This window comes from Actinomycetota bacterium, from assembly GCA_018334075.1.
In the GTDB taxonomy this organism is placed as follows: domain Bacteria; phylum Actinomycetota; class Coriobacteriia; order Anaerosomatales; family UBA912; genus JAGXSC01.
In genome coordinates this window covers 36,845-59,839 of record JAGXSC010000010.1, presented here as the reverse complement: position 1 = coordinate 59,839, position 22,995 = coordinate 36,845, and the positions used below count along the sequence as shown (strand labels likewise).

General features: G+C 55.0%; 24 protein-coding genes. 22 read left to right on the top strand and 2 right to left on the bottom strand.

The window, feature by feature from the left end:
* Positions 1–29: 29 nt before the first annotated feature.
* Positions 30–1,364 carry a phosphoglucosamine mutase gene (locus KGZ89_02095; protein MBS3973648.1) on the top strand — a complete coding sequence of 445 codons (1,335 nt, stop codon included), beginning with the start codon at positions 30–32 and terminating at the stop codon, positions 1,362–1,364.
* Between the two features lie 56 nt (positions 1,365–1,420).
* Here KGZ89_02095 and KGZ89_02090 read toward each other — a convergent pair whose 3' ends face one another.
* The gene (locus KGZ89_02090) at positions 1,421–1,624 is read right to left on the bottom strand and encodes a cold shock domain-containing protein (GenBank protein ID MBS3973647.1); all 204 of its coding nucleotides are present in this window, start codon (positions 1,622–1,624) and stop codon (positions 1,421–1,423) included.
* A gap of 270 nt (positions 1,625–1,894) precedes the next feature.
* Here KGZ89_02090 and glmS point away from each other — a divergent pair, with 270 nt between their 5' ends.
* From glmS to KGZ89_02020, 14 genes are all read left to right on the top strand, one after another.
* The gene (glmS, locus tag KGZ89_02085) at positions 1,895–3,718 is read left to right on the top strand and encodes a glutamine--fructose-6-phosphate transaminase (isomerizing) (GenBank protein MBS3973646.1); all 1,824 of its coding nucleotides are present in this window, start codon (positions 1,895–1,897) and stop codon (positions 3,716–3,718) included.
* 24 nt (positions 3,719–3,742) lie between these two features.
* Entirely contained in the window at positions 3,743–4,327 is a 585-nt protein-coding gene (gene acpS / locus KGZ89_02080; protein MBS3973645.1) for a holo-ACP synthase, read from the top strand.
* 12 nt (positions 4,328–4,339) lie between these two features.
* Positions 4,340–5,899 (top strand): NAD(P)H-hydrate dehydratase, encoded by a 1,560-nt coding sequence (locus KGZ89_02075; protein MBS3973644.1) that lies wholly within the window; start codon positions 4,340–4,342, stop codon positions 5,897–5,899.
* Positions 5,900–5,919: 20 nt separating this feature from the next.
* Positions 5,920–6,384: a CBS domain-containing protein gene (locus KGZ89_02070; GenBank protein MBS3973643.1), complete on the top strand. Its 465-nt coding sequence runs from the start codon at positions 5,920–5,922 to the stop codon at positions 6,382–6,384.
* 9 nt (positions 6,385–6,393) lie between these two features.
* Positions 6,394–7,509, top strand: a complete 1,116-nt coding sequence (alr, locus tag KGZ89_02065) for an alanine racemase (protein ID MBS3973642.1) — start codon at positions 6,394–6,396, stop codon at positions 7,507–7,509.
* Positions 7,510–7,644: 135 nt separating this feature from the next.
* The gene (locus KGZ89_02060) at positions 7,645–8,013 is read left to right on the top strand and encodes a hypothetical protein (GenBank protein MBS3973641.1); all 369 of its coding nucleotides are present in this window, start codon (positions 7,645–7,647) and stop codon (positions 8,011–8,013) included.
* Positions 8,014–8,063: 50 nt separating this feature from the next.
* A complete protein-coding gene (locus KGZ89_02055) occupies positions 8,064–10,052 on the top strand; it encodes a hypothetical protein (protein MBS3973640.1) in 1,989 nt (662 codons plus the stop codon).
* Positions 10,049–10,384: a hypothetical protein gene (locus tag KGZ89_02050; protein ID MBS3973639.1), complete on the top strand. Its 336-nt coding sequence runs from the start codon at positions 10,049–10,051 to the stop codon at positions 10,382–10,384. Before KGZ89_02055 ends, KGZ89_02050 begins: the two co-directional genes overlap by 4 nt.
* 43 nt (positions 10,385–10,427) lie before the next feature.
* Positions 10,428–11,006 (top strand): V-type ATP synthase subunit E, encoded by a 579-nt coding sequence (locus KGZ89_02045; GenBank protein ID MBS3973638.1) that lies wholly within the window; start codon positions 10,428–10,430, stop codon positions 11,004–11,006.
* A complete protein-coding gene (locus KGZ89_02040) occupies positions 11,003–12,100 on the top strand; it encodes a V-type ATPase subunit (protein MBS3973637.1) in 1,098 nt (365 codons plus the stop codon). Before KGZ89_02045 ends, KGZ89_02040 begins: the two co-directional genes overlap by 4 nt.
* Positions 12,093–12,425, top strand: coding sequence for a V-type ATP synthase subunit F (locus KGZ89_02035; protein ID MBS3973636.1), 333 nt, complete (start codon positions 12,093–12,095; stop codon positions 12,423–12,425). The genes KGZ89_02040 and KGZ89_02035 overlap by 8 nt, the downstream gene beginning before the upstream one ends.
* Positions 12,425–14,176, top strand: coding sequence for a V-type ATP synthase subunit A (locus KGZ89_02030; protein MBS3973635.1), 1,752 nt, complete (start codon positions 12,425–12,427; stop codon positions 14,174–14,176). Before KGZ89_02035 ends, KGZ89_02030 begins: the two co-directional genes overlap by 1 nt.
* A gap of 37 nt (positions 14,177–14,213) precedes the next feature.
* The gene (locus tag KGZ89_02025; protein MBS3973634.1) at positions 14,214–15,611 is read left to right on the top strand and encodes a V-type ATP synthase subunit B; all 1,398 of its coding nucleotides are present in this window, start codon (positions 14,214–14,216) and stop codon (positions 15,609–15,611) included.
* A gap of 15 nt (positions 15,612–15,626) precedes the next feature.
* Positions 15,627–16,274, top strand: coding sequence for a V-type ATP synthase subunit D (locus KGZ89_02020; protein MBS3973633.1), 648 nt, complete (start codon positions 15,627–15,629; stop codon positions 16,272–16,274).
* Here the strand turns inward: KGZ89_02020 and KGZ89_02015 are convergent.
* Positions 16,271–16,648, bottom strand: coding sequence for a hypothetical protein (locus KGZ89_02015; GenBank protein MBS3973632.1), 378 nt, complete (start codon positions 16,646–16,648; stop codon positions 16,271–16,273). The two genes, KGZ89_02020 and KGZ89_02015, sit on opposite strands and share 4 nt — an antisense overlap.
* Before the next feature lie 127 nt (positions 16,649–16,775).
* On the opposite strand from KGZ89_02015, the gene KGZ89_02010 reads away from it, so the two are divergent.
* From KGZ89_02010 to groES, 7 genes are all read left to right on the top strand, one after another.
* Positions 16,776–17,291 (top strand): nitroreductase family protein, encoded by a 516-nt coding sequence (locus KGZ89_02010; GenBank protein MBS3973631.1) that lies wholly within the window; start codon positions 16,776–16,778, stop codon positions 17,289–17,291.
* A 4-nt stretch (positions 17,292–17,295) separates the two neighbouring features.
* Positions 17,296–17,904 (top strand): uracil-DNA glycosylase, encoded by a 609-nt coding sequence (locus KGZ89_02005; GenBank protein ID MBS3973630.1) that lies wholly within the window; start codon positions 17,296–17,298, stop codon positions 17,902–17,904.
* A complete protein-coding gene (tsaE, locus tag KGZ89_02000; protein ID MBS3973629.1) occupies positions 17,901–18,410 on the top strand; it encodes a tRNA (adenosine(37)-N6)-threonylcarbamoyltransferase complex ATPase subunit type 1 TsaE in 510 nt (169 codons plus the stop codon). The genes KGZ89_02005 and tsaE overlap by 4 nt, the downstream gene beginning before the upstream one ends.
* On the top strand, positions 18,407–19,180 hold the full coding sequence (gene tsaB / locus KGZ89_01995) for a tRNA (adenosine(37)-N6)-threonylcarbamoyltransferase complex dimerization subunit type 1 TsaB (GenBank protein MBS3973628.1): 774 nt from the start codon (positions 18,407–18,409) through the stop codon (positions 19,178–19,180). Before tsaE ends, tsaB begins: the two co-directional genes overlap by 4 nt.
* Complete coding sequence (tsaD, locus tag KGZ89_01990) at positions 19,177–20,733, top strand: tRNA (adenosine(37)-N6)-threonylcarbamoyltransferase complex transferase subunit TsaD (GenBank protein MBS3973627.1); 1,557 nt, start codon at positions 19,177–19,179, stop codon at positions 20,731–20,733. The genes tsaB and tsaD overlap by 4 nt, the downstream gene beginning before the upstream one ends.
* Before the next feature lie 130 nt (positions 20,734–20,863).
* Positions 20,864–22,408, top strand: coding sequence for a cell wall-binding repeat-containing protein (locus KGZ89_01985; GenBank protein MBS3973626.1), 1,545 nt, complete (start codon positions 20,864–20,866; stop codon positions 22,406–22,408).
* Between the two features lie 251 nt (positions 22,409–22,659).
* Positions 22,660–22,953: a co-chaperone GroES gene (groES, locus tag KGZ89_01980; protein MBS3973625.1), complete on the top strand. Its 294-nt coding sequence runs from the start codon at positions 22,660–22,662 to the stop codon at positions 22,951–22,953.
* Positions 22,954–22,995 lie beyond the last annotated feature (42 nt).

The following is a 22,995-nucleotide window of genomic DNA, read 5'->3' as shown; positions in this document are numbered from 1 at the left end:
TTGTTTTGCGAGAACGGATCGAGGTAAATATGGGTCGACTGTTTGGAACCGACGGAGTTCGTGGAGTCGCAAATAGTGAGCTTACGCCTGAGTTAGTGTTTCGGTTAGGGGAAGCAGCCGGGCATTTTCTTGCAGACAAGGGACGCGGCAGACTGGTTGTTGGTAGGGACTCCAGACTTAGCGGCGATATGCTTGAAGCTGCTCTGGTTGCAGGAATCTGCTCCGGTGGGGCGGATGCTTTTGTATGTGGAGTTGTGCCGACCCCGGCGGTGGCCTACCTTACTAAGGCCATGGATGCCGATGGCGGTGTAGTTATTAGCGCTTCTCATAATCCACCAGAGTACAACGGCGTCAAATTTTTCAGCAGAGATGGCTTCAAGCTTACCGATGAGCTTGAGGATGAAATCGAGGAGTACGTCAAGGGAGGCGGGGGCTGGAGTCGACCTACGGGATCGGCGATAGGTGTGGTTCGGCGGGTAGATGATGCGAACGCCCGTTATATCTCTCATGCCGTGGATACCATTGAGGTTGATCTTGAGGGCATGACGATAGCGGTCGACTGCGGCCACGGCGCCGCATCGGTTACCACCATAACCGCGCTAAAAGAGCTCGGCGCGAAGGTGATTCCACTGAACTGTGATTTCGATGGCGCGAAGATAAACGTCAAGTGTGGCTCGACGGATCTATCGCAACTCAGAGAGCTTGTGCTTAGCCACGATGTTGACTTCGGCGTTGCGCACGATGGTGATGCAGATCGGGTGCTGGTGCTCGATGAAAAAGGGGAAACAATCGATGGCGATACCATAATAGCTATCTGCGCAGCGCACTTGCACTCTCGCGGGGATTTGCCGAACGCCACTGTGGTTGGCACAGTGATGAGCAACCTTGGCTTTGATGTAGCAATGAAGCACTCCGGAATACAGGTCATAAGGACCAAAGTTGGGGACAGGTATGTACTGGAGCAGATGCAGGCTAGCGGGGCGGTTTTGGGCGGTGAGCAGTCGGGGCATATCATCTTTATGCAGCACAACACTACCGGCGATGGCCTTATCGCCGCGCTGCAACTCGCCTCGGTGATAAAGCAAAGTCGGCAGCCGCTGTCGAGCTTGGCTGCTATCATGACCCGCTACCCGCAGGTGTTGAAAAACGTGCGGGTCAAGGACAAGGCTTTGATGTCTACCAGTGTTGCCCTCAGTGATGCCATCGCTGTTGCGACTAGGGAGATGGGCGAGGAAGGCCGAGTTTTGGTTCGAGCTTCAGGGACTGAGCCTCTGGTGCGCGTTATGGTTGAAGCGGCCGATGAGGACGTGGCGCTAAGAACCGCGGATCATCTCGCCAGGATCGTGAAGAACGAGCTGGGTTAAATATTTTGCGGCGGCCCCGAAATGGAGCCGCCGCAATTTTTTTGAGCGGTCAAGATCTAACGAGCGTAGACCTTTGTAGCCTGCGGCTTACCGTTGCGGCCAGTGGCCTCCTCGAATGTTACTGCCTGACCTTCATCGAGAGTCTTGAATCCGTCAGATTGGATCTCCGAGAAGTGCACGAAGAGGTCGTCTCCACCCTCGCGCTCGATGAAGCCATAACCTTTTTCTGCATTGAACCACTTTACCGTACCTTCTGCCATGCTAATCCATCCTTCCACCCCTACTGGGGCAAAAACAGTGCGACGCCGGATATCACTTACTGTGAAATCCCAAAGCCGCGATCTTCATGAGTCCTTATGACCCACCAGTTTGAAAGGATACCATACCTGGGCTATTCTACATAGAGGTATTGTGATATTTCGCCTCAGGGCATTACATCAAGGGGCAGCTGGTATAATCACTAATCGGAAACCATATGTGCCTGCCAGCGCGGGCGGTGGTCAATTTTTGAGAAAGGTTCTGATAAGAGAATGTGTGGAATCGTAGGATATACAGGAGTTCGTCAAGCAAGTGATGTGTTGCTCGGAGGATTGGCTCGGCTGGAGTATCGGGGGTATGATTCGGCTGGTATAGCGGTGATCGACAATGGAAAAGTCAATATAACGCGCCGAGTAGGAAAGCTCGTAAATCTCGCTGAGGCTCTGGCAGGCCGTCCTGTTGTCGGCCAAGTTGGAATCGGGCATACGCGCTGGGCAACTCACGGTCGGCCAAGTGAGGAGAATGCTCATCCGCACAAGGACTGCACGGGCCGGATAGCCGTTGTTCACAACGGGATTATCGAGAACTACTCGCAGCTACGCGAAGAGCTCGCGCAAAACGGCCACATACTCCGCAGTGAAACTGATACCGAGGTCGTAGCTCATCTTGTGGAGGCCTACTACCAAGGTGATCTTGCTGAGGCTATGGCTAAAGCGATTGCCAGACTGCACGGCGCCTACGCGCTTGGTTGTGTGCACCTCGACGAGCCGAATGTACTCGTGGCTGCCCGACAGGATTCGCCACTTATCATCGGTATTGGCGAGGGAGAGAACATACTGGCCAGTGATATCTGTGCGGTGCTTGAGTACACGAGGGACGTCATCGTCCTGTCTGACGGCCAGATCGCTACCATAACGAGTGAAGACGTTGTCGTCACGAACGGATCTGGAGTTCGGGTAGAGCCCGAAAGACTCTATGTGGAGTGGGATCTTGAAGCTGCCGAAAAGGGCGGGTTCGAAGATTTCATGCTCAAGGAGATCTATGAGCAGCCGAAAGCTATTCGACAGACCCTGAGTGGGCGAATGAGCGAAGGCGAGATAAGCATGCCTGAGCTCGGAATGACCGACCAGCAGGTAGTCGCGGTCGACAGGGTTTTCATCATAGCCTGTGGAACAAGCTACCATGCAGGTATAGTCGCCAAGCTATTGATCGAGAAGTGGGCCCGCCTGCCGGTGGAAGTTCAGGTCTCAAGTGAGTTTCGCTACTCTGACCCTATCGTTGATGAGCAAACAATAGTTGTCGCAATCACTCAGTCGGGCGAGACCGCTGATACGCTTGCGGGCGTTCGCGAGGCACGCGAAAGAGGTGCCAAGGTCATTGCTGTCACCAATGTTGTCGGTTCAAGAATCACCAGGGAATCCGATGGCGTTCTTTATACGCACGCAGGACCCGAGGTGGGCGTCGCTGCCACCAAAACCTTCACCTCGCAGATCGCGGTTCTGACGGTATTTGCCCTCAAGCTTGCGCAAGTCAAGGGAACCTTGTCTTCGGAAAGAGTCGAAGCGCTCTGGCTGGAGCTCTCGAACATTCCCGATATCATCGAGGCTATCCTTGAGGACCTGAGCGCGATCGAGGAGTGCGCCGCTGCGTATAATGGCGTCTATTCGACGCTTTTCCTCGGAAGAGGAATGGGCGTTCCCGTAGCGATGGAGGGGGCGCTCAAGCTAAAAGAGATAAGCTACATTCACGCCGAGGCCTACCCGGCAGGCGAGATGAAGCACGGCCCGATCGCGCTGATCAGCGATGAGGTACCGGTGGTTGCAGTGGCTACTCAGGGACACACCTACGAGAAGGTAGTCAGCAATGTCGAAGAGGTTCGGGCTCGCGGCGCGGAAGTGATTGCCGTGGCAACCCATGGTGACTCGGAGATCGCCAAGCATGCCGAGCACGTGTTTTACATCCCGGCCACGTCAGAGGTTCTCTCGGCGATTCCGGCGATAATTCCGATGCAGCTACTCTCTTATCGCATAGCAAAGATGCGTGGCTGCAATGTCGATCAGCCCCGCAACCTAGCTAAATCCGTAACGGTAGAGTGAATCGTGGAAGGAAAGGCCCTTCCCATGGGATCGACTGATATTCAGCCTGCGCCATCGGGGGTTCGAGGCCTGGGTGTTGACATCGTCGAGATCGACCGCATGCGGCAAGCGTTGGCTCGCAGGCCAAGGCTGAAGGAAAGACTGTTTTCGGAAGCCGAGAGGGACTACTGCGAGAAGCGCAACAGGCCTGAAATCCACTACGCCATGCGATTTGCCGCGAAAGAGGCCGTCCTCAAGGCGATCGGCACTGGTTTTAGCGGGATGCGCTTTTGCGATGTGGAGGTCGTCAGGGACAAGCACGGGCGCCCCGAGCCCGTACTGCATGGCAGGGCCGCCGAGGTGGCGGCTGAGAGTGGTGTGATAGAGCTGCACCTGTCACTGTCGTTTACGCATAGCACCGCTGTTGCCTCGGCAGTTGCTATCACCGGCGCCCATCGCCCGAAGCCCGAGAGTCCACCGATCGATCCCCGGGCCCGGCTGGAGGCCTCGTTTCGGGAGGCGCGCCTGATGCTTCACGAGATGAGTCTGGCTGACAGCGAGGATGACGAGACAGATGACGCCCCGCTCAACGAAGAAGCTTTCATTGGAGCTAGGCCAGACGATTCATAAGGGGGCACATCGGTGCGGTTTGCGTTGACTCGCAAAGGGGTGCTCTTCGCCGAGGAGGAAGCGGTGCGTGCCAAAGGAGTCTCGCTGTCCGCTCTTATGGAGCGCGCGGGAGCTGCAGTGGCATCCGAGGTTACAGCATTTTCTCCCGAAGGCTCGGTGATAGTTTTTGCAGGCGCCGGAAATAATGGCGGTGACGGTTGGGTTGCAGCCCGACATCTCGTTGCGACTGGCCGGGACGTGACGGTTTATTGCTCGGCGGATCCGGCTTCGCTACAGGGCATCGCCGGCGAGGCGGCGCGAAGGGCTTGCGCGGAGGGCGTACGTAGCGTTGTGGCTGACGTTGGGGTGGATTTATCGGCGGCCAGCAGCGCTAGCGTGCTGGTCGATGCGATCTTTGGAATCGGCTATCGGGCAGGGCAGATATCCGAGCCTTACAGATCATGGATTGCCGCTATCAATGATTCGCCGGCGCCCGTGATCGCAGTGGATATAGCCTCTGGCGTCGACGCGGATACCGGAGCGGTTGCTGCGGAAGCGGTCAAGGCGGACACTACGATTGCTCTCGGCACGCCCAAGATCGGCTCGCTCGTTTATCCCGGCGCCGCCTGCTCTGGCACTGTGCTCACATGCGATATTGGTGTTCCCGTCAGTGGGGAAGCCTTGCGCCAATCCATGGAAGTGTGGGACGTGCAGGATTATGCGGCGGTCTTGCCGGTCTATGGCTGGGACACGCACAAGAACAGCCGAGGAAGAGTGGCAGTCATCGCCGGCTCGGGGGCGTATCCTGGGGCCGCGGTTCTTGCGGCTGCCGCTGCACAGCGGGCAGGTGCGGGATATGTGCTGTTGATCGTTCCCGAATCGATACTCCCGATCGCGCAGGTGATGTCTCCTTCGATTGTCGTGGCCGGAGTCGCCGAAGAGGGATCGAAGACGTTTTCCCCAAAAGCCGAGGCCGAAATAGTGGAGATGGTAAGAGAGTTCGACTCTGTGGTCATCGGGCCTGGGATGACGGTTTCCCGTGGCGCCGCGCTTCTGACAAAGCGATTGCTCACCTCACTTGACATGCCGATGGTGATCGATGCCGATGGGCTCAATATCTTGGTGGATGAGGCTCATCTCCTGGAGCACCTCCAGACGCCGAAGGTCATTACTCCGCATCCCGGCGAGCTCGCAAGGTTGCTTCGGGTGACGCCTTCCCAAATCCAGGCCGACAGACCCGGCTTTGCCGCAAAGTTGGCCAGCGCCCACACCGCTTGTGTACTTAAAGGGGCTAGAACGGTGACAAGCTGCAACGGCAGGCAGGTTCTAAACCTGCCCGGTGGGCCTGAGCTTGCAACCGCTGGGACGGGAGACATTCTTGCTGGTATAGCCGGCACGCTGCTCGCACAGAAAGTTGAGCCATTGAATGCCGGCGCACTTGGGGCATACTTACATGGACGAGCTGCCGTTCTCGGCGCAAGAGAGTTGACCGAAAGGTGCATGAGAGCCGAGGATATCTTCTGCTTTCTCCCGAAAGCGTTCGCTGAGTTGCTCGGCGGAAGTAATACACAATCAGATACTATCGAGTTTTAGTGCATGAGAGGAGCACCATAATGTCTGAACTTACTGTAGCCAACGTGATGTCGAAAGATCCTTTGACGATAGCCCCTGATGCCTCGGTGACCGATGCGGCTAGGTTAATGGTCGAGGAGCGCATAGGGGCGCTGCCAGTGATCGAGAACGGCAAGCTTATCGGGATAGTCACCGAAGGCGATCTGATCATGCAAGACGTCAAGCTGGAGTTTCCGACCTATCTTCATCTTCTCGATGGATTCATTATGTACCCGCCCGCGACCGCTAGGTTCGAAAGTGAGCTAAAGAAGGCGGTAGCAGCTAACGTTCGAGCCGTGATGACGGAAAATCCCGTTACGGTACGGGTAGACGCTTCCCTGGAGGAAGTCGCGACCTTGCTGGTTGAAAAGGACGTCAGTCGCCTTCCGGTGCTCGACGGAGACCGCCTGGTTGGAATAATCAGCAAATCCGATGTCGTACGATCGTTACTGCTTGAGCAGGAGTGAGGTCGGGTAATGTACCAGCGCGGCGCCTGGGTTACGGTGGATCTCTCGGCGATAGCCCATAATGTTTCCACGCTGAAGGGTCTTACCGCTCCAGGCACGCTATTTATGGCGGTCGTAAAGAGTGACGCTTACGGGCACGGCGCGGTTCCGGTTGCCAGACGAGCGATCGATGCCGGGGCGGATCGCCTCGGAGTTGCCACTGTCGAGGAGGCAATCTCGCTGCGTACGGCGGAGATCGACCAGGAGATCCATATTCTGTCCGAGCCACCTCAATCCGCGGTGCCTGATCTACTCAAGTACGAGTTGATACCTACGGTGACCACCAGGGATTTTGCGGTCAAGCTCGGCATGGAGGCAGCCTCGGCGGGTCGGAAAGCCAGATACCATTTGGAGATAGATACCGGGATGAATCGCATCGGTGTGCGCGCCGAGGAGTCCGCGGAGTTTCTTCGGTCGCTCTCGGATTTTCCTGGGTTGAGCATGGAGGGCGTATTCACGCACTTCGCCACTGCGGATATACCTGAAGACTGGGACTTTCAAAGGCAGATGCGCCGGTTTTTAGATGCACTGGAGTCGCTCCGTGACGAAGGTATTGATCCGGGAATCGTGCACGCTGCAAACAGCGCAGCAACTATCTTTCAACCAGAGTCTCACTTCGGAATGGTCAGGTGTGGGCTAGGTATTTTCGGGATGTATCCCTCACCCCAAGCGCGTGAGGTAGTGAAGCTTTCACCCGCGATGTCGGTGCGGGCGAAGGTGTCGTTTGTCAAGCGGATCGGCATGGGCGAAGGTGTGAGCTATGGTTTTACCTGGCGAGCTGTTGAGCCGAGTACGATCGTTACGCTGCCACTGGGATACGCCGATGGGGTTCACAGAGCGGCCTCAGACAAGATGCAGGTGCTTCTTGCCTCGGCAAGATGCCCTCAAGTCGGCCGTATCTGCATGGATCAAATGATGGTAGCGCTGCCCCGGGGGAGTGGCGCAGCTATCGGCGACGAGGTTGTAATCGTCGGAGTACAGGGGGATGAGCGCATAGACATGGAGGAGCTAGCTCACTCCGCGGAAACGATCAACTATGAACTTGCTTGTGCTTTCGGGCTGCGACTTCCTCGGCGGTACGTGTAAGCTTTTTAGAATTCTGAAGTATTGGGGAAAATTTTAGCAGGAGCACCCATCACAGTCGTCGAAGTTTACCAGCAGTTTATCGTTGTTCAACGCGTCTGTGAGGCGGGAGCCTGTTCAGGACGGGGGACCAAGAACGTGGATGACAAGGTTTTGCAGGAACTCAAATTTCATCAGCAGATCGTCGGGCCGGAGACGAACTCCCCGCTGTACCTCATTCGCGAGAAGGAGCTGGAGATATCCGGAAGAATCCTCGCAACAAGAAAGCACGCCGAGGAGATAGTCGCTGATGCTCGGAAGAGGGCAGCCGAGATAAGGCGCCTTGCCGAGGCCCAGGGTCAGAAGATGGCCAAAGAACATGAAAAAGCCGTGCAGAAAGAGCTCGAGTCCGAGATTGCCGCGATTGAGGAGCAGACAGCGGCAGAGGTTGAGGCACTGGAGGCAAGGGTTGCTGAGCGTATTGATGATGCTGTTGATTTTGTAGTAAAGGCGCTGACAAAAGTTTAGCGATTTTACCGTAGAGTTAAGTATTGGGGGTGTGAAGAGTGCTTGTTCCAATGACCAAGGTCGAGATAATCGGTCCGAAGAACTTGTTTTTCGACGTAGTGAGCATGATTCACGAGCATGGACGCCTTCACATCGAGGATTTGACCAGCAAGATCGAGGCGGGCGAGGTTCCCCTGGAGTGCATGGAGTTGCATCAGCGACAACAGGCTGATCTTGAGAGGATGGAAGAGCTTCTCATCAGGGTGCGCGCGATACTGCAGGCGATGAACAAAGGTGAAGTACGGATCGACGATGCCGAAAAATGCAAGGAATATGAGCAGCTTTACGCACTTGATGCAGAGCAGCTGGCTCGCGAGATAGAGAAAGTGGTAGAGGAGGTCGAGGAAAAAACCGCCTCTTTGGCGGCGCAGCACGCCTCTCTCGAGAGCGAAATGGCCTTGCTCGCTCGCTATGAGCCAATCTTGCAGAAAATCCAGCCCCTTGCGAAGCAGATTGTAACGACAGGCGCATATGCGTCTGTCGCGCTACTCGTTGAGCGTCGATACAAAAGCGCTTTGGAGCAGTTGAACACTGAGCTCGACAAGATTACCCATAAGCAGTGCGAGATAGTCTCTACGGATATCGACGAGGATACAACCGCGGCAATAATTGTGTTCAACAAAGTCTATTCGGATCCAGTTCACAAGTTTCTCGCTGTTGAGAACGTCAATCAGATCAGACTCCCGAGCACTTTTGAGGATATGCCGTTCGATATCGCCTATGAGGAGCTGACAAGCAGGCGCCGGAGTCTTCCAGATGAACTAAAAATGGTTGTTGCTGAGCTGGAGCGGATGTCTTTGTTGTGGGAGACGCGCCTGGTTGCAATCCGGGACGTGCTGGCTGATCGGATTGCTGAGCTGGGAGCGATTCCAAAGTTTGGTCGCACAGAGTATGCATTCGTAGTTGGGGGATGGATTCCGGAGAAAGAGTTTGATGAGCTGGATCGTGAGATCCGGCAGAGGTGGGGAAACGAGATCATTGTAACCAAAATTGATATCCGTGAGGACATGTTCGCCGAGACCCCGGTGGCGGTTCAGAACACCAGACTGGTGGCTCCATTTGGGCTGCTAGCTAACGTGAGGGGCGTTCCGAAGTATGGAACCCTTGATCCCACATGGCTGCTCTTCATCTTTTTCCCTTTGCTCTACGGGATGATAGTCGGTGACTTTGGGTATGGAGCAATCATCCTGGCCGTGGTGGTTTGGCTTCGATTCAAGTTTCGAGAAGTCGAATTAATTCAGGTCGCCACAACCATCCTGGGCCCTGCCGCAACCATGGTAATAGTGTTTGGCTTTATGTATGGCGAGGGATTTGGAGATATGCCCCTGCGTGCGGGATGGGTAGCCAAGGATTATGCCACTGGTGTTTATGAGTGGTTCGGCGTCATACCGATCTTCCATCGAGTAGACGAAATCGTGCCTTATATGATCATAGCTATAGCCGTCGGCGTGATCCATATACTCTTTGGAATTACTCTGGGGATCATCAACGCTATAAAAACGAAGCACAAGAAGCACGCTTACGAACGCGGCGGTATTTTGACAATGATTCTGGCTATATTGGCCATAGTTGGCATCGGTCAACTTGCTATTGTGCCCGAAACGATAGGCGAAACAGGGCAGATGGTAACCCAGTTTGTCATTGCGGCTATCGCCATTGGCGGACTGGTGTACGCAATCAAGGGTGGTGGAGTCATGGGCGTCATCGAAACCCTTGAGACCGTGGCTCATATGGCAAGCTATATACGTATTATGGCTGTAGGGTTGGCGGGGGCCCTCTTTGCCGACGCGATCAATCATATGATGACTGTTATGGGGCATCCGATTATCGGCATATTGATGGGGGTTATACTTCATGGCGTTCATGTAGTCATCGCCGCCTTCAGTCCCCTTATTCATGCTTTGCGTCTAAACTTGCTCGAGTTTTTCGGCAAGTTTTACGAAACAGGCAAGCAGCCGTATAGTCCGTTCACAAAAACTGGAGGAGGAAAGAGCGCATGATCAACAGTAGGCTTGCAAAAAGGGTTTTTAGCCTAACGTTCTTGCTTGTGTTGTCGATTCCGGCAGCAGCATTCGCTGCCGAGCCCGGGGGTGAGGTAGAAGCTCACGTCGCCAAGGCCATTGCCGCATGTGTGGCAATGAGTGTTTCTGCTGTTGCCGCGGGATATGCACAGTCAAAGATCGGTGTTGCAGGTGCAGGGACGTTGGCCGAACGGCCTGATGCTGCGGTCTGGGTTGTCGTTCTCCAGGCACTCCCGGAGATCATCGTACTTCTGGGCTTTGTCGCTTCAATCATGATCGTGAATATGCCGGTACCGCCTCCTGCTCAATAAATAGCAGAAAAGCAGGTGGATTACCCGTAGAGAGGTCTGGCATATGGCCCTAGAAGATATTTTCCGAGCTTTAGAGGAACAGGCAAATAACGACTGCGACGAGCTCTTGAAAACAGCGGGTGCTCAGGCGGACTCTATTATCGGGGAGGCGGCAGAGCAGGAAAAGGCGATTTGCGTCCAGTGCGTTGAAGCAGCAGGCCAAAATATGCGAGTCGCCGCATCAAAAAAGCGCAACGCAGCCAGGGTTGCAGCACAAAAGCGTCTGGCGATGACCAAGGAGGCCGCGATTACAAGGGTATTCGAGGAAGCTGCCAACGAGCTGAGCTCAATACGTCAAGCCGATGGATATGAGACGTTGTTTAAGGTGCTGTTGGAGGAGGCTCTCGATGGAGCGAGGGGGATCCCAACAATACTTGTCGATCCACGTGACAGGGAGCTGGCGCAAACGATAGTTGACGCGAGTGGGCGTGATGGGGAGATCCGGCCTGAAATTACTACGAACGGCGGCGTGATGGTCGTGTTCGGGGATGGCCGGATTCTTCGACGCAACACGGTAGAGGATCGATTGCAAAAGGCGAAACAGCAGGCACAGGCGACAGTTGTGGAGATACTGTTCTCATGATCCAGCTCGGTCGCACCAAAATAGCGATTCGTCCCCCCAGATCAGGTGATTACGGGTATGGGAACACCCGAATCCGGGCTATGCACTCAAGGTTACTCAGCCGTCAATTCATCGAAGGCCTTTTAGGTATTTCGGATATAAGAGGACTTGTTCAAAGTCTGTCCGGAACTGAGTATGGGCCCGATCTGAATGAGATTGCAATCCACGGACTGGATGCGACCAACGTAGATATTGCATTAACAAACAATATGGTTCGGACGTATGGAAGGGTTATTGACTTTCTGAATCCTGAAGCTCGCTACTTGGTGGCGACTTTGCTAGGAAGGTGGGATGTCTTTAACATCAAGACCATTCTCAGAGCCAAGCATCTCGGACTTGACGCGAAAGACATTCTTCAGGGCGTACTTCCTGTAGGATCGCTCGGGCCAATTGATGTTGGAGCACTTGCTGGCCTCGAGGATTTGAAGGCGGTAATCGACACCATTGTGACCTGGGAGCTCCCTTTCGCGGCCCCTCTCAGAGAGGGATTTGCTGAGTTCACTGAAAAGGGTGAGCTTGCAGCAATGGAGCTCGCGCTGGACAAGTACTATGCATCGTGGGCTGGCCAGCGATTGCGCAAACGTCGAGCTAACATCAGGACAGCACGCAAGATTCTGGCCATACAGATGGACGTAAGCAATTTGGTCATGGTTTTTCGGCTGCAATATGCCAATGTCGATGCGCCTGTAGCCGAATCCTTTTTCCTTCCCGGTGGCTTGATTATAAGCCAGAAGCTCTATAACGAACTGTCAAGGATGTCGGATATCGATGAGGTTTTGAGCCGTCTCAAGAAAACACCCTATGGATCAGCTCTCAATGATGTAGCCATGCTTTACTTGGAGCACAACAGCATTTCTGTCTTTGAACGTGCGCTAGAGGATAAGCTTGCTCGGCATGCAGTATCCCTGGCGCGAGGGGACTTGCTCGGAATCGGAGTTACCATCTCCTACCTTTGGGCCAAGCAAAATGAGATTACCAATATCCGGATCATTGCGAAAGGAAAGACCGTCGGCATGCCGATTGAGCGCGTGAGAAAGGAGCTGATCCTTGTATAGCCTTGTGGTTCTCACGGACGCTGATACCGCCGACGGGTTTCGGCTTTCCGGGGTCAGCGTTGTTGTTGCAGACACGCCGGAAATGGCCAGAGCTCAACTGAACGCGCTGTTGGATGACGAGACCAGTGGCATTATAGCTGTCAACGAAAAACTGATGGCAGAGATCGATGAGCGAACCCAGCGCAAGATAGATTCGATATACCGTCCGATAGTGATCTCGTTGCCTATCAAGGAATACCTTGAGGTCGGAGAGGATCATCGGGCATATCTGGCACGGCTTATACGAAGAGCTATTGGATTCGACATAACATTGAGGCGAGGCTGATGATACTCGGAACGATACTCAAGATCACAGGCCCGGTTGTTGTAGCGCAAGGGATGCGCGGGGCCAAGATGTACGACATAGTGCGAGTGGGCCAGGAAGGGCTAATGGGAGAGATCATTCGCCTCGAGGCGGATCTCGCAACAATTCAGGTATATGAAGATACATCCGGACTGAAAGTCGGCGATATTGCCGAGTCTACCGAGGGACCATTGATGATTGAGCTGGGCCCCGGATTGCTTTCCTCGATATACGACGGAGTCCAGCGGCCCTTGCCGGTGATTGCCGACCAAATTGGAGACTTCATTGAGCGAGGCACGGTTGCTGCGGCTCTTGATGTCGAGCGCGCCTGGGACTTCACGCCTGCTGTCGAAGTTGGCCACGCGCTGAAGCCTGGCGATGTCGTTGGAACGGTCCCAGAAGGGCAAACTATCGTTCACAAGATAATGGTTCCCCCGGATGTGTCAGGTGTTGTTGAAAGCGTGAAGCCTGGCGGTGCCTACACAATAAAAGACGTTCTTGCCACGCTTGAGGGCGGAACAGAAATAAGAATGAGTCAGTTATGGCCTGTTCGCCAGGGCCGTCCCTATGATATAAAGCTCGACCCCGATCATCCATTTACTACTGGCATGCGCATACTGGATACGTTTTTCCCGATTGCCTTGGGAGGTAACGCCATCATCCCCGGAGGCTTCGGGACCGGGAAGACCGTAACCCAGCAGTCACTGGCCAAATGGGCCGATGTTGACATCATCGTTTACGTGGGCTGCGGTGAGCGCGGCAACGAGATGACCGAGGTATTGGAGGAGTTCCCTGAGCTCGAGGATCCTCGAACCGGCGCCCCGCTTATGGACAGAACGATTCTTGTGGCCAATACCTCCAATATGCCGGTAGCGGCTCGCGAGGCATCCATATACGTTGGGGCCACTCTGGCTGAATATTACCGAGACATGGGATACAACGTTGCAATGATGGCCGACTCTACATCCAGATGGGGTGAGGCGTTGCGAGAGGTTTCTGGTCGACTTGAGGAAATGCCAGGCGAGGAGGGTTACCCAGCATATCTTGCGACCCGCTTGGCCGCTTACTATGAGCGATCCGGTCGAGTCAGGGCCTTGGGTTCTGACGGCAGGGTTGGCTCAGTCACCATGGTCGGAGCGGTATCTCCGGCCGGCGGCGATATGTCGGAGCCTATGACCCAGAACTCACTGCGAGTCACTGGGGCATTCTGGGCCCTTGACACATCGTTGGCTCATCGCAGGCACTTCCCGGCGATTTCCTGGACTAAATCCTACACACTTTACGGCTCGCAGATTCGTAGTTGGTACGAAGAGAATGTCGCATCGGACTGGCAGGAGAAGCGGGACAGGGCGATGTTTATCTTGCAAAAAGAGACAGAACTGCAAGAGATTGTGCAACTCGTTGGGCCCGATGCGCTTCCTGAGTCAGAGAAGGTTATATTGGAAGTCGCTAGAATGTTGAGGGAGGATTTCCTTCAGCAGTTTGCTTTCGACGAGGTAGATGCCTACTGTCCTCCAAATAAAGCATACGAAATGCTGAAAGTCATCTTATCGTTCTATGATGCTGCCGTTGCAGCTCTAAACAGGGGGGTGTCTCTTCGCCAAGTGCTGGATATGCCCATTCGCGATCGAATCGCCCAAATGAAAACGATGCCACACGACGAAGCGCTTGAGCAGATACCCAAGTTTGCAGATCAACTGGTAGAAGATATCGCGGGAATCGAGGTGTACTGAAGTGACGATCTCAACGACAGGTGCGCCTGAGCAAAAGATGAAGCTATCGCTTGTATCCACGGACTACCGAACAATTTCGTATGTCACGGGACCGCTGGTATTTGTGGATAGCGTTCAGGATGTCGCGTACAACGAGATGGTGACCATTCGAATGCCGGATGGCGCGATCAGGACCGGGCAGGTCCTGGAGATATCGGGCGACATCGCTGTGATCCAGGTCTTTGAGGGGACACAGGGTATCGACGTCAGTTCCACGGAGATTCGCTTTCTCGAAGAGGTTGCAAAGATCGATGTCTCTACCGAGATGCTCGGAAGAGTCCTGAATGGGACCGGAAAGCCGATCGATGGCGGCCCCCCGATCATTCCCGAGGCTCGTCTCGACATAATGGGCTCGCCGATCAACCCATACTCTCGGGAAAAGCCTGCTGACTTTATTGAAACCGGGATTAGCGCCATAGATGGCTTGAACACACTTGTCCGAGGCCAGAAGCTTCCCATCTTTTCCGGATCCGGCCTGCCTGCAAACGAGTTGGCGGCACAGATAATCCGTCAGGCACGAGTAAAAAGCGGTGAGGAGTTCGCGATAGTTTTCGGGGCGATGGGCATCACGCATCGCGAGGCCAGCTTCTTCATGTCGCAGTTCGAGGAGACGGGCGCGCTGGTTCGAGTCGTTTTCTTTCAGAATCTTGCCGACGATCCTACCGTCGAGAGGCTCCTTACCCCCAAGTGCGCACTCACAGTTGCCGAGTTCCTCGCGTTTGAGAAGGACATGCAGGTGCTTGTGGTTCTATCGGATATGACAAACTACTGTGAGGCGCTGCGGGAGGTTTCTACCGCGCGGGAAGAGGTACCGGGCCGCCGTGGATTTCCGGGATATATGTACACCGATCTTGCAGCAATCTACGAACGTGCGGGAAGGATTAAAGGCCGCAAAGGTTCGGTTACGCAGCTTCCCATCCTGTCTATGCCCGATGACGACATCACGCATCCCATCCCGGATCTAACTGGATATATCACTGAGGGGCAGATAGTGCTCTCAAGGCATCTGCACCGGCGCGGCATCTATCCCCCGATTGATACGCTTCCTTGCCTGTCGCGACTGATGAATTTAGGTATCGGTGAGGGGAAAACCCGAGAAGATCATCGGGCAGTAGCCAATCAGCTCTACGCGGCCTACGCTCAAGGACGCGATCTTCGCAAGCTTGTTGCGATCGTTGGCGAGGAGGCATTGTCCGAGACCGACAGACGCTACCTGCGTTTTGCTGATGACTTCGAGTCGCGCATCGTCGGACAGGGCGAGGAAGGGCGATCCGTGGAGGAGACCTTGGAGATTGCCTGGGATCTGATGAGCGGGCTACCAATGAGCGAGCTCAAGCGAGTACGCGACTTCATCGAGAAATATCATCCTAATCCTGAAGTCAAGGGCGACATATAGTGAGGTGCGAGTATCTTGGAAGAAGTACGACCTACGCGCTCTGAGCTTCTTGAACGCCGAGGGCAAATCAAGCTGGCGGAGCAGGGCATGGACCTGCTCAAGCAAAAGCGCGATGCCCTACTCATCGAGTTCATGGGTGTGATGGATGAAACCTTACGGTTGTCCGAAGCCTTACAAAAGGCTGTTTCGGACGCGCAGTATTCGCTTGCCGTTGCAAAAGCGGTTGACGGCACGGTAGCGTTGCGTTCCGCAGGAATGGCAACCAAAGGCGATGTCGTTGTTGAGATGTCAGGAACCCGCATCATGGGCGTACCCGTTCCCGTGGTGACCAAGGGCGAGAGCCCGATCAGATCTTCTTTCACTCGCGGCTACTCGGTTACAGGGATCTCAAGCAGGGTTGACGAGACCGCCGACAGATTCGAGCGAATACTCGATGTAATCATTGAGTATGCCGATATAGAAACCCGACTCAAACGACTCGGCGATGAGATTCAGAAAACGAATCGAAGGGTCAATGCGCTTGAGCAAGTGACGATCCCGCAGCTCAGGGAGCAAGTAACATATATTCGCCAGACGCTTGATGAGCGCGCTCGGGAAGATCTGTTCAGGCTCAAGAAGGTAAAGAAGAAGATCGAGCGAGCCAAAGCCTCGCAGCGGCCCTAGTCTTCAGTGGCGGAATCGCTCGGCGCCACTTCTTTGCCCTTCCTGACGATTATGGCGTTGACGTCCATCAATATCTCTACCGCGTTACGAGAGTGCTGGCGGAGTTCTCGGCCTAGCTTCAATATCTCGTGCAGATCGGGAATACCAAGATGCCCAAAGCGCAGGTCGTTCCACTCGTCACGAGCGACGTACGCCCATAACTCACCGAGTACCCACTCGATCTCTTCTACCTGCGAGCTGGTTATCGAATGCCACTCCTTTTTGTGTGAGTGGCGAACGCGATCCATGGCCCGTTCAACCGCTTTGGCTTTGCGGATCTGAAACGCTCGCATTCCGATATCTTCGTTCGTTACGCCAGGGCGTCTCATCGGCATGGCGCTACCTCCTTGGGTTTACCTATCAGTTCGGCAACCGATTCGATTTTCCTTTATCCGATCTCCGAATTTCGAGCTGCTGGTCTAGAATAGCTTGTACAGAAAAACTCAAGCTGGAAGGAAGCATATGGAGTTTACCGATGTTCTTGCCAAGCGCAGGAGCGTTCGCCATTTCAAGACCAAAGTTGCTGTCAGCGATGATGATGTTCAAGCGCTGCTGGCCGCTGCGATAACAGCGCCTTCGGCGGGCAACATCCAGCCTTGGCGTTTCACTGTGGTTCGAAGTGCGGCGGCGAAGGAGCGCCTGATCGAGGCTCTGCGCCAGAGATGGGTTGCGCCTGCGCCCGTGATAATCGTTGTTTCAGTGGACCCCAGGCCCTGTGCGGCAAGGTACGGTGGCCGAGGGGAGATGCTCTACGCAATCCAGGATACCGCCGCGGCAATCCAAAACATCTTATTGGCCGCGGTCGATAGGGGGCTGTCGTCATGCTGGATCGGGGCGTTCGATGAGGGCGCCATTCGAGACGCACTCGATATAACCGCACCGATCACTCCAGTTGCCATATTGCCGATTGGTTACTCGGCAGAGTCTTCAGCGCGTCCCGCAAGAAGGCCTGTGGACGAGCTGACTGTGTGGCTGTAGCGTCGTGAGCACTGTTTTTGATACCTTGGATGAGCTTCGCCGACAAGCCGAAGAATGTCGCGAGTGCCCTTTGAGCACTACCAGGAATCGTGTGGTTTTCGGGTTTGGTGATCCCTGCGCGAACCTGATGTTCGTGGGCGAGGCCCCTGGTCGTAATGAGGATTTACGCGGAGAACCCTTCGTGGGAGCCGCAGGGAAATTCTTCGATGAGTTGCTGCGCTCTATTCACCTGGATAGAAGTGATGTGTACATCACGAACCTGCTCAAGTGCCGTCCGCCAGGCAACAGGAACCCGACGCCGGCCGAGATAGCGGCGTGCGCAAACCTCCTTCGCCGGCAAGTGGCTTTGGTGCATCCGAAGATTCTCGTTACACTCGGCAACTTCTCGACGCGATTTGTCCTCAAGACGACTGAAACCATTACAAAGCAGCGAGGAATTCCGCAGCACAAAGGGTTTCTAACAGTGATTCCGGTGTATCACCCCGCCGCAGCGATATACGATGTGACCAAGCGGGAAACACTGTTGGCTGATTTTTCGGTGATTGGTGAATTGCTGAATGCCGAGCGACCGTCAAGCGATAAAGAAGATGGGTGTGGGGACTTGCGCAAATGAGAGACCAGGGGCATCGCTTCGAGATATACACTTACAGTGAGCGATCGACGCATGCGGTCGGAGTGGCAGCGGCAGGGCTACTGGTTCCCGGCGACACGATACTGCTCTCTGGCGACCTTGGGGCGGGCAAGACCGCGCTGGCAAAAGGGATCGCGGCAGGGCTGGGAGTAGACGAGGGAGTGACAAGTCCGACCTTCAACGTTATGAAGGTTCATGAAGGCAGGCTCACCCTCTACCATATTGATCTTTACAGGTTGGACTCTGCAGCGCAGTTGGAAGATGTTGGATACTACGACGCCCTTGACTCCGGCGGCGTTGCCGTTGTCGAGTGGGGAGATCGCTTTGCCGAGAGCCAGCCAGACTCCTATGTCGCTGTCGATATAAGGATAATCGAAGACGAAGTCAGGGAGATGTCACTTATGGCCAGGGGCCCGAGGGGAGCGGCGATTATCGAGTCCTGGGTAGATGCCTGCTCCAGCCTGTCCGGGGTTGAGGTGCATCGATGAAGCGCACGGTGCTGGGAATCGACACCGCCACCGAGGTAGTTGCTATCGGCGTCGGGCAGATGCAAGAAAATCGAGTGCATATCATTGCAAGCGATGATACCTACTCACCTCGCGCGGCTCTCTCTGAGAGTGCACCTAGAGTATCGGCGCTGCTTGAGCAGGCAGGATTATCCTTCGGCGACGTGGATCGAGTTGTCGTTGGCTTGGGGCCTGGATCTTTTACAGGCGTGCGCATCGGCGTCGCGCTTGCAAAAGGGCTGGCGAGTGCCCTTGGAGTGCCGCTGTATGAACTCGGTACCGCCGATGCAGTCGCGTGGAGAATCGCTGCCCTTGCATCGGAGGATGCCCTGGTCGGGGTAGTCGGCGATGCCATGCGGGGCGAGGTTTATCCGGCCTTGTTCCGTGTCGGACCGCTTGAGGTTCGCAGGCTGGACCACGACACTGTCAGCAAGCCGGATGTGGCTGCGAAGCGATGGGCCACACTCGGCAAACCGGTGCTTCTTACCGGCAACGGCCTGGTAAAGTACGCCGATATTTTCCGTGCAGAATTCAACTCCTCGGCATGGATCGCCGAAGAGCATCTGTGGCTTCCTTCAGGCGCCTCCTTGCTGATGGCGCACAGTGCGCACTGTGAGACGGGAGAGATCGGGGACGGCGACGCAGCAGGAGTCTTGCCGATCTACACGCGCCTCTCGGATGCCGAGGAAAACGAGCGGAACAGCGCCTCGCGCAGGCGAGCGGGCGGTACAGGCGGGGGGCATCCCGCATGAGCGCTTACGTAAGGAACATGGTTGCATCGGACGTAGACGACGTGCTCGCCATCGAGGAGCGAAGTTTTGCGCACCCATGGAGCCGTGGGATATTTCGCTCTGAACTCTGTCTGGATGACAGGGTATGGCTGGTTGCGGTATGTAGCGGCCGCGTCTCCGGTTACATCGGGGCGTGTTTTGCCGAGTATGAGTCGCACATTCTCAATCTTGCCGTGGCCCACGACTGGAGAAGACGGGGTCTCGCAAAGGCATTGCTAGCCGCGTTATACAGCGTCATGTCACAGCGAGGAGTCAATCGCATGACCCTTGAGGTCAGGGAGGGCAACGCTGGGGCGATCGCCCTGTGCGAGTCGGCAGGTTTTATCGTCGCAGGACTCAGGCCGCAGTATTACTCCGAGAGTGGAGAAGATGCTTTGACTATGTCGTCAGGGGAACTCGATTCATCTCAAGAGGCCACTCGCTTTAAAGCTTTAGCGCGTGAGGCGGAGTCAACGCTGAGCATGCTTGGTGCTTTCCCGGACATTCTCGGCCCCATCGTGCTTGCGATTGAGACATCTTGTGACGAGACCGCAGCTGCCGTGCTCTCTTCTGGCAGCACCGTGCTATCCAGTGTGGTTGCCAGTCAGACCGAGTTTCACTCACGTTTCGGCGGGGTAGTTCCGGAGATTGCCAGTCGCAAGCACACGGAGGCGATCGTCTCGACAGTGGATGAGGCGATGAAGCTCGCAAGCGAGAGAATAGGAGTGCAGCTCGCGTACAAGGACCTCGATGCCATCGCTGTCACCCAGGGACCGGGGCTTGTTGGGGCGCTGGTCGTCGGCCTTGCATACGCCAAGGGGCTTTCGCTTGCTTCCGGCGTGCCGATGGTAGGCGTCAATCACCTCGAGGGACATATTTTTGCCGCGCGAATGGCTGATTCGGAGATCGAGCCACCATTTATCGCGCTGGTGCTTAGTGGTGGGCACACTTTTTTGGCCTATGTTCCCAAATGGGGTACTTACAAGATCTTAGGAGAGACTCTTGACGATGCCGTGGGGGAGGCTTTCGACAAGGTGGCGAAGCTGCTTGGATTAGGCTATCCCGGTGGGCCGATCCTCTCGGCGCTTGCCGAAGAAGGGGATCGGGACGCTATCGATTTTCCCCGGGCGATGATGCACTCAAAGAACTACTCGTTTTCATTGTCCGGGCTCAAGACAGCGGTGGTCAATTACGTCCGCCATGAAAGGGAGGCTGGTCGTCAGCTGAACCTGCCTGATTTGGCGGCCTCATTCCAGGCGGCCGTCAACGACGTGCAGGTCGCCAAGACCCTTCGGGCCGTGAAAAAGTATGACGTGAAGAGATTTGTGCTGGGAGGCGGTGTCGCGGCGAACCGGGAATTACGCCACGCCCTTTCCGAAGAGCTTGGCCGGGCAGGGGTGTCCGTGTCAGTGCCGCCACTGGCTTTGTGTACTGACAATGCGGTGATGATAGGCGTCGCGGGGACATTTCGGTTTTTGCGCGGCGAGAGGCTTTTACTAAGCGCCGATGTGATGCCTGACATGAGGTTGGGGTAGGCCGAATTAAGCCACTTTAAGGCATTGTATTCTATGCATTACAGGAGTATTGTCGATATTGCGCCGGGGTGAGGGATCGGCATTCTCAGCCAAGCAGGTTCACCTGCTTAGAGGGAGAGGAGTGGGGTTTATGAACTACTCTTTACGCTCGAAAGTTTCCATTCTAATGGTACTGGTTTTAGTAATGGTTGCCGTACTGCCGTTAGCCGCAGTTTCGGCCAAGGGTGGTGTTTCCGGCCAAGGGGTTACGGCTCAGATCGCGCGGTTCGATCAAGACAGGTTCGAACCGGACGATACTACACAAACGGCTATGGTTTATAACCCAACTGTTCACGGCAACACTTTTTCGTCGAAGCGTACCTTTCATGGCACCAACAACCTTGAAGAGGACGAAGTTGATTTTGTCAAAATAACCATTACCGAGACAGGCACGCCAATTTGGGTTGAGACGATGTATGTGGCAGGCTGGTCGGATACTTATCTCAGGCTTTACGACGAGGATATGGTGCTTCTCGGAACCGTTGACGATCATGCATATTTCGACTCCACCTACAGTGAATCACTGTGGTACCCGGCAACTTTCCCCGGTACCTATTATCTGGGAATCGAGGGCATCTCAGACTATCCGTTCGCGTATGAGCTGCACATCACATTAGGCAATGCTCGACGCATATCGGGACCCAACAGGTTTGCCACCGCAGCAGCAATATCTCGCCTGCAGTGGGACAACACGGAAAACTCCTACTATGGTACCGGATATGGCCCCAATACGATTGTTATTGCGAATGGACACAGCCCAGCAGACATGTCCGCTGGTGCGACCCTGGCGGGATCGCGCGGCGGCGTTTTACTTCTGACCCACAGGGACTCCCTGCCGTGGGAAACCAAAGCGGAGATAACGCGCATCACAGAATCGTTGTTTTGGGATGAAGATGAGCTTGATCTGTATGTCATAGGCGGCAGATCAGCTGTCAGCGAGGATGTGTTTTCCAAGCTGCAGGAGATGAGGGGGGTTACCTCAGTAAAGCGACTTGGCGGCATCAATCGCTTCCATACCGCGGTAGCAATCGCTGACGAGATGGCTAGCCTTATAGGCACACAAACGGCATACATTGTCAATGGGAACGCCTACCCGGACGCCCTCTCGGCGGCGCCGGTTGCCGGATGGGATTCCTCGCCGATTCTGATGACAAATAAAGATTCGGTGCCGACCACCACCGTCACCTGGTTGCGTGACAATGGAATCACCAATTTGATGGTTGTAGGTGGATCGGGTGTTATAAGTGATGCGTTGCTCGATCAACTTGATGCCGAGTTTGGCGCAACGCGAATCACCGGTGAAAACAGATTCGAGACTTCCAAAAATGTTGCGCTACACGGGGTCAATGACCTAGGGATGACTGACAGCTTGGCTACCATTGTCTCGGGCAATGCATTCGCCGATGGGTTTGCTGCGGCGTCACTTGCATATTGGGCGGGCGCCCCGATTTTACTGACCCCGAGTGGATCGTTGCACCCGCAGGTCAATGCGTATTTTGCTGAAAGCGGAAGTGTAGGGCATAACACTTGGGGCTTGGACGGCACAGGCTGCTATGTTATCGGCGGCACCGGAGTCATCAGCGCCTATACCTACGAGCAATTCCGTGACCTGTGGAAAACGGTGAATGTAGACTAGTAGCGTCCACCAATAATCTAAGCGCGTCAGACTCAATATCAGTTGCAAAGTAGCTGGTAAAGAGTATTGAACCTCACGTCGGCGCAAGGTATAATTCGTTCCTGCTGGCACTCAAAGACAAAGAGTGCTAGCAGGTTCGGCTTTCGGGTGCGAAAATTCGAGGTATGAACTGGCGGGAACTCGCCAGTCGACCTTCACCTGACTTGCCGGGCTTTCTGGTCATGTCAGATATCGAAACAGGAGGGCAGCACATGAATTTGAAGCCGTTGGGCGATCGCGTGATCGTCAAGCCGGCGGATGCCGAGGAAAAGACACAGAGCGGTCTGTTCATCCCGGACACCGCCAAGGAAAAGCCGCAGCGCGGCGAGGTAGTTGCTGTGGGAGATGGCAAGCTCAAGGAAGATGGCACCAGGGTGGCGATCGACGTGAAAGTCGGGGACACCGTGATCTTTAGCAAGTACGGTGGTAGTGAGGTCAAAATCGACGGCGTTGAATACAAGATTCTCGACGCCGAGCGGGATATCATCGCCGTTGTTGTTGACTAAAGCAGTTGTTTTTCAGGTTGTTTGATTGCCAGACTATTTTGA

Coding starts and splice junctions, on each gene's coding strand:
- KGZ89_02095 (MBS3973648.1), top strand. CDS start 30: ATGGGTCGACTGTTTGGAACCGACGGAGTTCGTGGAGTCGCAAATAGT.
- KGZ89_02090 (MBS3973647.1), bottom strand. CDS start 1,624: ATGGCAGAAGGTACGGTAAAGTGGTTCAATGCAGAAAAAGGTTATGGC.
- glmS (MBS3973646.1), top strand. CDS start 1,895: ATGTGTGGAATCGTAGGATATACAGGAGTTCGTCAAGCAAGTGATGTG.
- acpS (MBS3973645.1), top strand. CDS start 3,743: ATGGGATCGACTGATATTCAGCCTGCGCCATCGGGGGTTCGAGGCCTG.
- KGZ89_02070 (MBS3973643.1), top strand. CDS start 5,920: ATGTCTGAACTTACTGTAGCCAACGTGATGTCGAAAGATCCTTTGACG.
- alr (MBS3973642.1), top strand. CDS start 6,394: ATGTACCAGCGCGGCGCCTGGGTTACGGTGGATCTCTCGGCGATAGCC.
- KGZ89_02055 (MBS3973640.1), top strand. CDS start 8,064: ATGACCAAGGTCGAGATAATCGGTCCGAAGAACTTGTTTTTCGACGTA.
- KGZ89_02050 (MBS3973639.1), top strand. CDS start 10,049: ATGATCAACAGTAGGCTTGCAAAAAGGGTTTTTAGCCTAACGTTCTTG.
- KGZ89_02045 (MBS3973638.1), top strand. CDS start 10,428: ATGGCCCTAGAAGATATTTTCCGAGCTTTAGAGGAACAGGCAAATAAC.
- KGZ89_02040 (MBS3973637.1), top strand. CDS start 11,003: ATGATCCAGCTCGGTCGCACCAAAATAGCGATTCGTCCCCCCAGATCA.
- KGZ89_02030 (MBS3973635.1), top strand. CDS start 12,425: ATGATACTCGGAACGATACTCAAGATCACAGGCCCGGTTGTTGTAGCG.
- KGZ89_02025 (MBS3973634.1), top strand. CDS start 14,214: ATGAAGCTATCGCTTGTATCCACGGACTACCGAACAATTTCGTATGTC.
- KGZ89_02015 (MBS3973632.1), bottom strand. CDS start 16,648: ATGCCGATGAGACGCCCTGGCGTAACGAACGAAGATATCGGAATGCGA.
- KGZ89_02010 (MBS3973631.1), top strand. CDS start 16,776: ATGGAGTTTACCGATGTTCTTGCCAAGCGCAGGAGCGTTCGCCATTTC.
- tsaE (MBS3973629.1), top strand. CDS start 17,901: ATGAGAGACCAGGGGCATCGCTTCGAGATATACACTTACAGTGAGCGA.
- tsaB (MBS3973628.1), top strand. CDS start 18,407: ATGAAGCGCACGGTGCTGGGAATCGACACCGCCACCGAGGTAGTTGCT.
- tsaD (MBS3973627.1), top strand. CDS start 19,177: ATGAGCGCTTACGTAAGGAACATGGTTGCATCGGACGTAGACGACGTG.
- KGZ89_01985 (MBS3973626.1), top strand. CDS start 20,864: ATGAACTACTCTTTACGCTCGAAAGTTTCCATTCTAATGGTACTGGTT.
- groES (MBS3973625.1), top strand. CDS start 22,660: ATGAATTTGAAGCCGTTGGGCGATCGCGTGATCGTCAAGCCGGCGGAT.